The sequence below is a fragment of the Bradyrhizobium sp. Ec3.3 genome (assembly GCF_000472925.1).
In the GTDB taxonomy this organism is placed as follows: domain Bacteria; phylum Pseudomonadota; class Alphaproteobacteria; order Rhizobiales; family Xanthobacteraceae; genus Bradyrhizobium.
The window spans coordinates 227,547-241,338 of record NZ_AXAS01000007.1 but is presented as its reverse complement, the minus strand read 5'-3'; the positions used below and the strand labels follow the sequence as shown (position 1 = coordinate 241,338).

Sequence of the window (13,792 nt, the reverse complement as noted above, 5' to 3'; positions counted from 1 at the left end):
CTCGGTGCGCCAGTGCTGAGATCAGCACTATTTTGGACCTTAAGACCACCGCGCACTCACCGGCCTTGGCTAAAAACAGCTTGCATTTCGGCGGTCGCCCCGTATCGGGCGGCCGGCGAGTAGTCGTGCTTCTCGATAAGATCACTTCGTTTGTCTAAGATCTTGCTGTCAGTGCGTGCGGCTCGCTCGAGCACATGGTTGGAGAAAAATTGCAACGATACCGCGCCCGAATTGATGATGCCGGCAGTGGTTAGCGAGAGCACGCCTTCGTTTGAAACACTGATGAGCCCCGCTTCATTTAACCTTTTGAGCTCGCGACGAAAGTATTGCTCCATGGACACGCCAAATTCCCTCTCGAAACGAAAGAGCGACACTCCGCTACTTCGCAACGCCAGCATCACCGTTCTGCGCATCAGGTCGTCTTGCGACAGGACGACGCCCTTCCACACTGGTTTCTCGCCACGCTCGACCCTAAACAAGTAGCGACCTAAATCTGCCTCGTTGTAGAACTGGCACTGACTCACGTAGCCAAATCCGCCAACGCCAAACGGGATCAGATTATTGTCGTTCCATGAATCGTATTTGCGGCACTGCTGAATGGAGTGCGGCTGCGACTTCTTGGTCCAGAAGAAGATCGGACCATGGCGATAGCCAAGTCTCGTGAGGATGTGCTCCGCCATGAAATGCATGATGATGCGCTCCTTCGCCCCGGCGAATTGATATCGCCCTCTGCTCAAATGGCGAGCTATGGGGTCCGTCGATTTGAACAACAATGGAAATATGTTGAATTTCTCCACTCCCATATTCAATAGACCGATGAGCGAGTCGTACCAGCTCCGCAGCGTTTGCTGCGGCAATCCATAGATGAGGTCCAGCGATAGATTCTGAACCCCCATCTTATTCAGCAATTTGACGAGCTTACTCACCTCACCCACACCGTGGCCGCGGTTTAAGATACGCAAGATGTCTTGATCAAGACTTTGAACGCCCAGCACGAAGCGGTTTACGCCATTACTGAGCAGAGTGGATATGCGCTCTGCGGCATCCACCTGCTTTGCAAGAGAGGGATGCAATTCGAAGCTGACTTCGGACTTCGACAGATCAAAGCGCTGCTTGATCATGTCGAATAGCGTTTTGAGTTGTGGGTTTGTCAGCATTGACGGGGTGCCGCCGCCAAAGAACGCTGTCTCGATAGATCTGCCGGCAAGCGCCGCGTCCGACCAACTCATCTCTTTATCGAGAGCCGCCAGGTAACGTTCCACTCGCCCGGGACGTGGGTTGATTTCCTTGGCGAAGTGACAAAAGGTGCAATACTGATTGCAGAAGGGGATGTGAAAGTAGAGATCGATCGACGAGGTAATCTCACTCAACAGCCTTTCGGCATTCAGCTCACCCATTGCTTTGAGAGGTGGATAGGTACCGACAAGGTAATCATTGTAGGTGTCAAGGTGTAGTTTTCGAGCCCTCAGCATGTCGAGGTTGATGTCGTACGAGCGGTCGATCGCGAACTCTAGAGCCTCGCAATAGCTTGGCGCGCGCATATCTTTTTGTCTCCTTTAGCTATCGTACGAAGGCAGGGCGCGACGATACACAGGCGTCAGAGGGGCGACCTTCGGTTCGGTGTCGATACAGGCGCGGTGCAATTCGCGCGAGCACACAGAGTGGCTGCCTCGGCTCCAGCCAGATCATATCCTGCGTTGCCATCCACTCCGCGACGTTGCCGTCCACTCCGCGACACCGACGGTCATAATTCGGCACGGATAACGACAGCGGCACCAGCATGCCGCAGCGAACCTCCCGCGGGACCGCACTCACGGACGCAACGTCCGTCTTTGATTTGGACCAGTCGAGCACGCTCATTTCAAATCCTGGACAGTGAGGGCACAACGTGCTGCTCATCCTTCTCCGTGTCCAGCAATTGGCATGCCATCAAAAACGTCCTACGAGGCTTGCGTGAAGTAGAACGAAAACTATCGGCTTCGCACCGCATCGGCATAGACTTGCGTGCGACGTTCGATTCTGGACATCAGCGTCTAGAGCCGAACACGACTGAAACACGACAGCTGGGAAACATCGTGGGATGTCGGTCTCTCTCAAGCGCGGACACGGACATCCGCCCCGCGAAGTGTCCAGAACGGCGAGGTTACGACGACCTCAGTGTTTCTCTTGTCGGCCGAGTTTCTTTCGCTCCGCTCTATGGCAGGCAGGCGACGTTGCGTTTCATCCAGGATCAGCTAATGGAGAACCGCCGAAGCCCGCCTGTTGACACCCGTCTGGCGCTGGCGGGCATGCCGAGCGGGTGCGTGCGCAGCGCGTGATCAGCTCGAGCCGCCTCACGGCGATCACGCTTATGATGCGGCGTCAGCAAAGAGGATTTGCAGGAAGACTTGGTGGAATGGCTGCGCTCGATGCAGGTGAACTCGTATCTTGCAAAGAGCAGCAGCGGCTCCAACTCTGCTGGTTGCATATATTCGCAATCTACCGAAATCTAGTCCCAAGGCCACACAGCGGAGATCTTTTTTGAGGTGTTCAGAACGTAGAAGAACTCTTCAGCCAGAAGACCGCAAGTAGAACACTCACCATTCCACGCCAAACGAACTCTCGCTTCCGCTTGTCTAATGATGACGCAGCGTTGAAGAGAGCGCGTGGATGGCTTCAAAGTTCTCATGGCTACTGACATCCTCTTTCGACCAGAGCAAGGATGCGCTATCATTGAACCGCAATGCGGCCCATGTCTCTTCTTGGCTTTGCACGCGTGGTCGAATGCTTGACGCTAACGAAAAATGCGCTCAGCGACCGACACGATTTGCAACTCCCGACGAGCATGACAACCCTCCAAGCCCCTTTCCTATTGGACTGCAAGGCTCGCGCTTGTCCGGCTATTCCTGGGGTCGAAAGCTGCGATTTTGAGGTCACCGTCGCGCGCGACGTCGAACAATGTCGTGTGGATTGAGCGCGTTCGGCGCGCCAATCTCGTTGTCTCATTCGGCCCATGGCGGTTCGAATGATGAAGCGGCGGATCGGCCGCGATGACCTCACCTTGGTCCAACGGACAGACGAAGGGGGCAGATCACCCGCCTCGCGCTCGTCAGGCAGGCAAATGTACGGCCCTGGCAAAATTGAACTGATGCAAAAAAAATAGTCGGCGCAGAAACGAGGGGAGTTGCTCCAAGATTGCGTCAGAGCAAAATATTGCCGCCCCGAGCTTTAGGGGGGTCGACGTCCGAAAGTTGGAAGCTGATCGACACCCCCGGTAAGGTAAGCTGAAGCGCGATGAGATCAGGATGAATCGTCATCGCGCTTTACGTTGTTGTTTGAGCATGATCTCCGCGCAAACGCGTTTCCGCGTTTGTCGCGAGGGAAAATCGCTCCACACTTTGCGCTAACGCGGCCCTTCGGGTCCGGATCATGCTCCAGCTAGCCGGCAGCGAAGTCGTCTGTGCGGGAGAAAGGTCCGTCAATGACGCACCCCGACGGCACCTTAAAGACCGCCGGCAGTACGGCCGGCGGCCGATCAACTCCTGCGGCGACCTGCCGATCGACGTGTTGTTCGCCAGCCTGCCTACGACTTGAAAAGAGGGCGCATCTTGGCCCACGTATCGGCAGATCCTCAAATCGCAAAGCGAGGGGACCCGCCTTGACCGGCTCGTTCAGGCGAGCCTGCCATCCTCGTGTCGGCGAGAGCTGTTCGAGCCAACTTCATAAGCCTCGGCCGGCATCAGCTCCAAGTCGGTCCTGGAGCGCCGGCCGATCGGCGACGAGGTGGTCAAGGTGCAGCGGCTCGCGCCCTGGCCGCTCTCCTTGCGCCAATCGTATAACCAGCGCCCGCGTGGCGTCCACGACAAAGACGCCGCAATCATAACCATTCTGCTGCCGGGTTATTCGAGCGACCTGCAGACGGACGCCGAGTCTTGCTGCGAGTTGTTCTGCAACTGTGGTGTTGTGTGCCCCGGCGGAGTCGTAGTGGTACGCAAGCGCTCCCTCCGGCGCGTGGCGATCCACGAACAACAGCGACCAATGCGTGCCTTCGTCATCAGCATGACCATCGCTCACTGGCACGAGCAGGAACCTGGCGGTATCGTTACCATCCCGGTCGTGTACGATCCGCTGGAATGTTTCCAGCCAGCCGCTCGGGCTCTGGGTCAAGCGCAGCAGATGGGCTTGGGCCGGCTGAACGAACCGCGTCTGCGCCGCCAGACCCGGATTGTCCCTCTGCAACTGCTCGTTAAGGAGCGCGTAGTCCGCCGCGATATGCTCGTCACCCAGCCATTCCGTGGCGCCAGGCACCAAGCTGGCGTGGAGCGAGGCTGTCGGATCCAAAGAAGCGACCTGACCATCGGATGTTTTGCGCCGAGAAACCCGCGGATAATGAGCATCATCAGGCATCATCTGCTGTGTCGACGGCAAATCAACCACGGACCCAACGCTTCCGTAGACGTCTGACCGCGGAGCGCTCGCAGGTGATGGTGCCGCGGGTCCCTGGCTCTGCCCCTTGAGCCGAACCGAAGCTTCCGCGCTCGGAGGGTTTGACGCTGTGGAAAGCCCCTGAAGCGAGCTGGCCAACGAAGCTTCTTCCCCGGCGCCGCCACAGAGATAGCCGTGCAGCGCCGTCACACACGCATCCGCGTTCTTGTTGTCGTTTCTCTTGTGGGGCGGAACGACGTTGATATCTGCCTGACAATACTGCGGAATTCGCTCCTTGACGATTTCCTCGAAGAGCTCCTTCTTGATGGCCACCTTGTTCGCACTCCCCTCGCCCGAGGTCTCCTCCGCCTCGTCGATCCGCAACAACGGCCGGCTGGTGTCATTTGCAAGGCGCTTCCAAATCTCGCCGCGGTCGGTATCGAGCCAGATCGAGACCGCTCTATCCAGGATGAGGCGCCGCGTTTCCTCACGCTCGAACGAGCCACCGCCGGTTGCAAGGATCAAGTTCCCTTTCTCGACCAACTGCGCGATCAAGCTCGCCTCGCGGTTCCTGAACCACTGCTTGCCTTTGTCTTTGGCGGCGAAAATTTGCGTAATCGCCATACCGGTCTCCCTTTCAATTTTCTTGTCCGTGTCGACGAAGGCGAGCCCCAGTCGTCGTGCGAGAGCAGGACCAATGCGGGATTTTCCGGCGGCCGGTAGTCCGACAAGCACAACCGGCCGCGAGCCCAGAACAGAGACAACCTCTTTTGCGATCCGTGATCTCTCGGGCATTCTTGACCGTTCGGCAGCTCGCGGGCCAAAGATGGCGCCGGCAGCGGATCGAGCGTCGAGTTCGTTTCCCCAGTGGGAAATCTCTCTGGCGCCCTCCGGGATCGGCACGTCCTTACAGACCTCCCGCGCGCGCTGGGCGAGTTGTTGCGTAGCCTGGTCCAGAGCATCCCCATTCGCTCGCAGCCGCAGCCTGCCTCGCTCCTTGTAGGTATCGTGATTGGCAATCTTGGCTTCAAAGCTCTGTGGCGTATGGAACTCTACCTCAAAGCGATAGCCGTCCGGCGTGGTCAGCACGGTAGTGACGCCGACGAAGGTTGGATCTCGCATCCTGAACCAATTCCTGGTGCTGACCTCAGCGTAGCCCCGCTCATCGAACGCCAACATGGCCTTCTTGAAACCATTTGTGAAATCCTTGTCAGGGATTTCGAAGAGATGACGCACGGCGTTGCTGATCAGCTGGGTGTCGCCGTCAGACTTGATGATCGCTCCCGTCAGTTGGTCTGTCATTGACTCCTTTGATCTCAAGCAGCGATTTAAACGAGGCATGCTCACCTCGATATCCGCCCGCCTGAGTATCTCGGCGACCCGAAGGGTCGCCGTGGTGATGTCGTTCTCTTCTTCTACGGCCCTGGCGGACTCCGCCCCGGCGCGGTCGGCAGCCTCCGCGCTGGTCAAAATCATCGCCATAGCGGAATCATCCGTGGGGAGCTGTCGAGCGGAGGACTTAGGGAGGATGTGTTTGTCGGCAGCGAGCTTGATTGAGGCTTCCATGACTGAAGCCGCTAGCGTCGGATTGTCCTTCAGATCGTCCAGGGACGTGTCGACATCGAACCTGCCATGCATGAGCGTGGCAGCTACACCTTTGATATAGGGCACGGCCTTCAGGCCCGGCGTCTTGTGCAGGAGGCGCTGAAGGTGTTGGCCTTTTTTAAGGAAAAGGCGGGCACTTGTATCGGATTTATAGGCGTCGGTCCCGACCTTGTTGCCGAGGCTGAGGAGGTTGATTGTGCTTTGTACGACGTCGTCCGGCTCGTAACCATCCGGTCGTGGATCGATGCGCGCAGGATATTGATCGAGTAAGGCCTGGACGCGGTCTCGCGGGTGAGCGGAGGTCCGATAGGCGTCCGCCAAGTCCGGGAAAAGCTCGCAAGCCGTTTGGCTCAGCCCAGGGTCGAGATCGGTGGCAGTTTCTGTTTCGACCGGGACCTGCGCATCCGCGCTCGAAGCCCACGCCTCTAAGTCGGCCACGAGCAATTCGGTGACCTCGCGAGCGATTGGGTGCTCTGCGACGTCGATCTCGCGCATCGCCCTTTCCAGCGTCGCCTGAATATCTTGCCCGCTCGTCTCCTCCCGGTTCAATAAGTCACGGATCTCTTGCCTGAACTCGTGGTCAACGCCCTCGTAGATGCCAAAGATTGCCCGTTCCGCAAACCAGCGCCGGGCTTGATCGGATTGAGCCAGAAAGTTTCTCTGCAGAGTGCTATAGGTTTCCAAGGTGTCTTGCGTGGCTGCCAGGATCTGGTTGCCACGACTGAATTGGTACCTGCCGTCCTCGATCGCGGGGGTATGCGACTTTGGCGGCTTGAGTGAGCGGACTCCGCGAGCCTGCTCCTCGGCATCAAACTGCCGGACATGCTCATAAAGCTGCGGCCGGTCCCCGATAATAATGACGGTATCCCCATCGAAGTCGCCGTCGAGCTTTTTCTGTTCATCGGGCGGAACGGCAACCAGGGACCCGGGAGCGAATACCTCGGTGGCTTGGAGCATGCCGACACAATCGAGTGAGGTGTCCGCCGTCACACGGTCCTTGCGCTCGGTCCAGCTCGAATGGGATTTCACGTCCTCAGCCGACATCACCAGCCCGCGATCTCGATAGTTGGCCGGCCACACCTCGTCAGGCACCACGATCAGAATGCCTTTTGCGAAAAAGGTCGGATCGTCGGCCGCCAGTTGATCACCTGACTTCTCGGCGACATTAAAGCTGTATTGAATCGCCACGCATTTATCGAGGAACGCCGCTGTGGGATCGCCTTCAGATGCCGTCTTTACGCGCTCGGTGGTGAACGGGCGCAGGTTTGCCTTGTCATATGGCGAGCGGCCGATCAGCACACCAGCCGCCCCAGCCAACGTATCGCTCTTGAGCTTAGGCACGTGCAGATGGCCATCATCGGAGGGCACGGCGATCGCGCCGGGGCCCTCGATGTGTCCGGCCGTCACGGTACGATACAGCTGTTCCGAACTCAGTGGCTCCCCTTTTCTCCTCTCAAGCCAGCTCCTGGTTTTCTCGCTCACTTCCTCCGCCACTTGCTCGCTGCGCGAATAAAATTGCAGCGCCGCGGCGGGCAGCGACGCCTTCCTTTCCTCACCGTAGGCAAGTAGCCGATCAGGACCTTCCTGCTGACGACCCCGGCGAACAGCTAACATGCGCTCGGCTAACGAGGCTCTGATGAAGCCGCAGCCATCGTGCGGGCGCAAAGCGATCGGCCCGTCTGGTCCAATCAGCTTAAAGGGATGTTCCTCGCCGGCAGGGCGGTCTGGCAGCAGCGACAACTTAAAGGCACCTTCCAGGGCGTAGTCATGAGGACCAAGATCTTTGATGACAGGTGGCGCGGCGAACCCCCTGCGCTGAGTATAATAATATGCTTCCTTAAAGGGGGCCCAGGCGCGCGAAAGCTGCTCGAACGCCGTGCCCGGTGCGGTGTCGGCATACGGAATCGCCAACAGCTTCCCGCCGGAAGAAGCGGGTCTTTGCTCGCCTGGAGCGACGGCAGCAATCTGCGACAGGGTTGGTTTCGGTGCCTTTAACTTACTCCCGCCGAACAGGTCCATCCGGTAGGGCACATCATCGACACAGAACACGCGCCGCAACATGAAGGGGCTCGGCTTTTTCGGTAGTTGCACCGCGACGACCGGTAACGCTCCCGAGGTCAAGCGATGAAACATCGAGTATCGCGTCTCGGGTGCCGTGGGCAGTCGGCGCCCCTGCATGTCCACGACTGGCAACTGCATCAGTCCTGCCTTACCCTGCGGCGGTCTAGGCTCGTGATCCATGGTTCGTAACACCTGGTGCGTATCGAAGACGGACGAGGGATGTTGAGTTTGGATCACGCCCTCATCGAGCGACATGAATGAGTCGAGCGCATCAACCACATCGTCCGCCTCGATCTGCGCGATCAGATTCCAGCTCATGTTGGAAAGATCGCCTTCGATCAGGGCTCGTGTGTCGGCTAGGATCTTCTTGGTCACATGCTCCAGCTGTTGCCGCCTCATCGCCAAATCAGACTTGTTGCCCTCGACATACGGCCGACGGTACAAAGTCTCTAGGACCTTACGCGCCTTGAGCACCTGAAAAATCGAGAGTGCGGGACGGCGGGCCGAAAACGAACTCTGGGTCCGCCGCTCCGTTTTGCTTGCCGCTAGGTATGCCGCTATTTTCTGCTCCAATACTGGTTGCAGATCGTTGAGCAGGTTGAGAGCTTGCCTCCGATGCCACTGCATCGACTTCTGCGGGCTGCGCGCCAGCGGCAGCAGAGCGATGCAAACATTGCCCATGGATTCGAGGTTGTTCTCGCGGGCAAAGCCCGAGGCATGAAGCAATTCCTCGAGCCTAGTCAAGCCTGTCGTTGCGAGCAGACCGAGTTCGTCAAAAAGCCGGGCCTTTCCAATCGCCTTGAAGATGTTGGTTATGCTTAAAACATCGGCCTGCTCGAGCCGATCATTTGCATAATGCAAGTAATGAACCAGCTGCTGTAGCCGGTCTTTGAGCAAAGTGGCGTCAGCAATCTCTCCACCTTCCTCCGCCCTCATGAAACTTCGTCCAACAGCATTGGCGATCATGCTGAGTTGAGGCGTGTTGAACACAGCGAACCGCTCACCTCCCCGACCAAGGTCCCACGCAAGGTGTACCATCACCTGGGTGCACGAAGTCTGTCCACGCCATTTGATGAAGCTGTTCATCAGGTCAGCCTGTTGCTGCGGATTAAACTCGCAGAGGCGGCGACGGCTGAGGATCTCCCGAGCGATCGCGGCGGCGGCTTCGGAGCAGTCTTCGTCTGCAGGCCACTTGCCAAAGCCGTTCAACAGGTTCGACAGCCCCTGGCTATTAGAGCCGGATAGCCTGTTGCGGTCGCATAGCTCGCGGGCGATCGCGGCTGTTGCGCGGCAACAGCTCTCCTCTGCCGGCCACTTGCAAAAGCCGTTCACCAGGTTCGCGGACTGCTGGCGGGTAAAAGCCGAAAGCCGATCGGAGCGGCTGAGCACCTCACCGGCGATTGCGATCGTGGCTTGACGCACAATCGTCTGGTCCGGCCATTTGCTGAAAGCATTCGCCAGGTTCGAAAGCGACTGCTCACTAAAGCCAGCGAGCCGGCTGTCGCGGTCGGCACGTCCAAGGATCTCTCGGGCGACCTCGCCTGTGGCTTCGCCGCAGGCCGGCTCTGCCTGCCACTTGCTGAAACCGTTTGCCAGATTGGCCAGTTCCTGCGCCGTACAATTAGAAAGGCGGCCAGGAAGCCTGAGGATCTCGTCGGCAATCGCGACGGTTGCCTGACGACAGCCCCTCTCATGCGGCCACTTGCTGAAACCATTCGCCGCCAGCGCGAGGTCTTGTACAGGAAAGTCAGAAAGACCGTCGGTTCGGCGGGCGAGCTCAAAAACCTCAGAGGCTATGACCACGGTGCCCGCACGACAGGTCGGATCTTCCGGCCATTTGCTGAAGCCGTTGACCAGGACGGTCTGGCCCTGCGGAGTGAGACCACGCAGTCGCCCGCCCAGGACCGCTCCGGCAATTGCCGCTGTGGCCGCGCGACAATCCGCTTCCTCGGGCCGCTTGCTGAAACCGCTCACGAGGTTCACCAATGCCTGTGGCGTGAAATGGCCGAGCCCGCGGCGAAGGACCTCCCCGGCAATTGCCACTATGGCCGCGCGACAGTTCTCCTCGTCCGGCCATTTGCTGAAGCCGTTTGCAAGGAGGGACAGGTTCTGATGAGTAAACGCAGAGATGTCCCGGCGGCAGATTTCACCGGCAATTGCGACGGCCGCTCGCCGGGTAGGCCGCTCGTCCGGCCACTTGTCGAAGCCGTTCACCAGGTTCGCTAGGCCCTGCGGCTCAAAATCACCCAGCCGGCGCCCGGCAACCTCCCTGGCGATGGCGATCGTCGCGCGCTTACAGTTCGTTCGGTCCGGCCACTTGCAGAACGCATTTGCCAGGTTCGTAAGTGCCTGCGGATTGAAATCGGAAAGTTGTGCGCGACCAGACACCTCATCGGCAATCAGGACGGTCGCCCGGCAGCACTTCGCCTCGTCGGGCCACTTGCAGAAGGCGTTTGCCAGGTTGGACAGTTGCTGCTGAGTGGCATGGGAGAACCCCGCACCGCGGGCGCGGCGAGAGACTTCGCTCGCAATCGCGACCGTGGCTTGCCGACACTCCGCCCGTTCCGGCCACTTGCTTAATCCGTTCGCGAGCAACGAGAGACTCTGTTCGTTCAGCTCCTGAAGTGCTTCATGATCATCGCGAAAGAACTCGGCGATCCTGATTGCTCCATTGCGGCACCTACTCGATTGTGTGTGCCGTCCGAAAGACGCCGCAAAAAGCGAAAAAGCCTTGAGGTCGACTTTCCTCATGAGGGAGTCATCAAGTCCTGACAGTCGCGCTGCCATGGCCTTGCAAGCGTCTATCCCCTCTTGACCTCCGGCCTCCCGGCTCACTGCATTGCAGGTCGTAGCGTAGCCCCACGATTGCTGGTAGCGGAGGTTGTCTTCCCATAGCGGGACGAATTCAGTCTTGAAAAGAGTCGCGGCCCTTTGCAGAAACGCCGCTAGCCCAGGCATCTTCAACTGCTTCGGATTATTCTGTTGTGTATGGTCGACCACGGTTCGAGAGAATTGATTGAAGTCATGCGCGCGACAAGCCCGATCAATGGTCTCGATCGCTGCGCGGACTTTTCCACTCTCGAGCTCTGCACGTCCATACCGCTCCGATGTCGCGGCATGCGGGCGGTGCCCAGCCAGTTCGTCGAAGCGGCGCTTACCTGCCCTGGAGGGAAGCAGCGAGGCCGATTGCGCGTGCGGCGCAAGTGTGCCCGTTCGCGAACTTTCGGTGGCTAGGTTATCTTGCCGAACCGCAAGGCGAGAATGGGTTAAGCCGCCTTCCCGGTCTTGGGCGTCGCGATAAGTGGTATGACGCCAATCGTGGGCGCTATGACCTCCTTCTTCGCCGCCACGATGCGTTCCCGATTCCGCGTCCCGTCCCGACACGCCTTGGCGCAGTTGCAGCGTACCTGTTTGCGAGCTTTCCGGCCGCAGATCGGCTTCGAAGGGGTCGATACCGGAACGAGAGGAGCCTGGCTTCCGAGTTTGGGCGCCACGCTTGTGTCCCGCAGACCGCTCGCGCCCGCCATAGGCTGCGTACGGCGCACCCGCTCCGGTTCTATGTGCGTCAGGGCTAGGATCGGCAAAAGTATCGCAACGATCATCGCCAGGCACGGACGGGGCGCGTGTTGAGGGAGCCTCAGCATCTTGAGGCTCAGAGCGCATCCGCCCAAGCACAGCTCCGAACGTTCCGCTAGCCCCATCGCCGCGCCGAGACGCGAATTGAGATTCATCATCCCGAGCGGTGCTGCCCGTTTCGAAGTCCGAAATCCGTGCGTTCCTACGTCTGGTGACGTCTCTCATGCCGTGTCTCCCAAGAGGATGCGAATGCGCGGGCGATAATGCTTATCGCCCTAGCTGCGTGCTGGACCGATCCGTCGTGGCGACTCCTCCAAGAGGGCAGGAGCGCGAAATGACGATGCTAACGCTGCTGCACACACAACGGACGGCTGGATAAGGGTGTTTCGAGCAGCGGAAGCGAGCACCGTCGTTCATCGCCAAGGGTGCATCTGTCGCAAGGACAGATACATTTGCTCGCCCGCTTCGATGTTCGAGGTAAGCTGGATTCGACGCTCATTGCCGCCCGGCAGCGCGACTAGCTGTGCCGGGCTTGCAGCATTCCGTGAAGTTGATTTTTGGTGTCAGCTGATGAACGTCGAACGACGGATCAGAACTTCTCACTCAATGATCTCGGCTCGAACAATTTCGCGCGAAAGACCCTGCTGAGTTTGGTGATGCCCGCCAATACCCTCCGCGACGACGCGTTGGAGCATATCGGTTGGAGGGCCATAGGCTGGGGAATTCTCACTGCAAAATGGATGATCCTAGCTGTCTATTGAAGGCGGCGCACAGCTAAAGGGGCGAGCTGACGAGAAGCTGACGAATTCGCTGCGGACACCCAGCTAGCGGCCCAAGCGCGACTCCGCGGGCCATGGCACCAGAACGACCGTCTGTCGGCAAGACCAAGCCGAAAGGAAGCCTCTCAAGCTAGTTTGTTTCCATTGAGCAACGTGTCCAGCCACATGACCGGTTCTGAAATCCTCCTTTATGCGATTTAACGGTTCGCCCCCCGCCTCTATGCGCGGCGCTGGAGGACCTGCCTTCGTGACGAAAACTCTTGTACAACCACTCGGCTGAACCATGCCATGTTATTGCAGACGCGAAAAAGCGACGAAGTCTTTGGCCGTCCTCTCAAACCCGATCTTGTCGAGAAGAAGACCACTTAGTTCGTCGTCGCGGGTCAGGCGCCCCGTGAACGATATCACTGGTTGCGCGGCCGCGGACCGACGACGGCCAAAGGATTCGCTGCTTTAGACGCATCGAACGAGCAGGCGGAATCTACGTCTTCAGGTAAGCTTGCCGTCCTGGGCAGAAGACGTTGCGTGCTTGACGAGCACCGTCTTCCCATCGAGAGGCGATGGAACCACGATGCTCATAGCCAGGAAAAAATTGCTCGGTTCGGACAAGACGCCTTTCGGAGCAGCTGCGCATTTTCAGATTCCAGTATCGTCACTCCATCTGGAGGCATGCGCGTTTGATAGAGCCAAGCTACGAGCTCTCATAGGGGCTTGAATCGGACGGAGCGTCAGATTGTACGATTCGAAACAAGTACAGTACGTATCCAGCCGGGTCGCGGCGGTCTCCGGCCCTCGCAACTTCACGACAGATAGAATGTCTCAAATGTTCCAAGCTCGCCTCCCTCTCATCCCTCAAGCTTCTTGGCCACGCCACCCAAGCCCTTACTGCCGGCATGGCCTATGCGACCTTGACGCCGTATCAGCTCCGCTCCACTTGCAGCCCAAACCGGACGAGCGGTCCGCCGGCGCGCCAACTGGCTTGAAGTTGCGTCTCGAATTGGGAAGGCAGGTCAATCAAAGTCCGATATCTGACCTTCGTACCCGTTGGCCAGAATCAGTGGAACGTAGGCAACTCAACCGCCTAGGCGGCATGCGTCACAACGAAAGATAAGAAATGCGCTCGCCAATGGTCCGGCGCCCGACGGGTGCATCGCCGCCAGCGTATTGGACGTGACTGAATGTCGGGGCTGGCGAGGTTCGGCCCCATCGAGGGGCTGTCCTTTGCAGCGAGAGAGATTGGCTCGAAGCGATAAAGACCGAGCAAGCTAGCGGCCTGCAAACCCGACGACAGGTCGCCCACGCGGCGATCGAGACTTTGATGTAGCAGAAGCTAGCCGCTCACGGGCTCGCGTGGCCGAATGGTGAGT

General features: G+C 58.7%; 2 protein-coding genes. Both read right to left on the bottom strand.

The window, feature by feature from the left end; translation table 11 throughout:
- Nucleotides 1-56 precede the first annotated feature (56 nt).
- Nucleotides 57-1,541, bottom strand: coding sequence for a coproporphyrinogen-III oxidase family protein (locus tag YUU_RS0109050; protein WP_027522080.1), 1,485 nt, complete (start codon nucleotides 1,539-1,541; stop codon nucleotides 57-59).
- A 2,158-nt stretch (nucleotides 1,542-3,699) separates the two neighbouring features.
- The gene (xopAD, locus tag YUU_RS50465) at nucleotides 3,700-10,821 is read right to left on the bottom strand and encodes a XopAD/skwp family type III secretion system effector (protein WP_245287978.1); all 7,122 of its coding nucleotides are present in this window, start codon (nucleotides 10,819-10,821) and stop codon (nucleotides 3,700-3,702) included.
- Between the last annotated feature and the right edge of the window lie 2,971 nt (nucleotides 10,822-13,792).

Bases quoted from the DNA above. Each gene is read 5' to 3' on its own strand.
- YUU_RS0109050 (WP_027522080.1), bottom strand. From the start codon at position 1,541: ATGCGCGCGCCAAGCTATTGCGAGGCTCTAGAGTTCGCGATCGACCGC.
- xopAD (WP_245287978.1), bottom strand. From the start codon at position 10,821: ATGAGGAAAGTCGACCTCAAGGCTTTTTCGCTTTTTGCGGCGTCTTTC.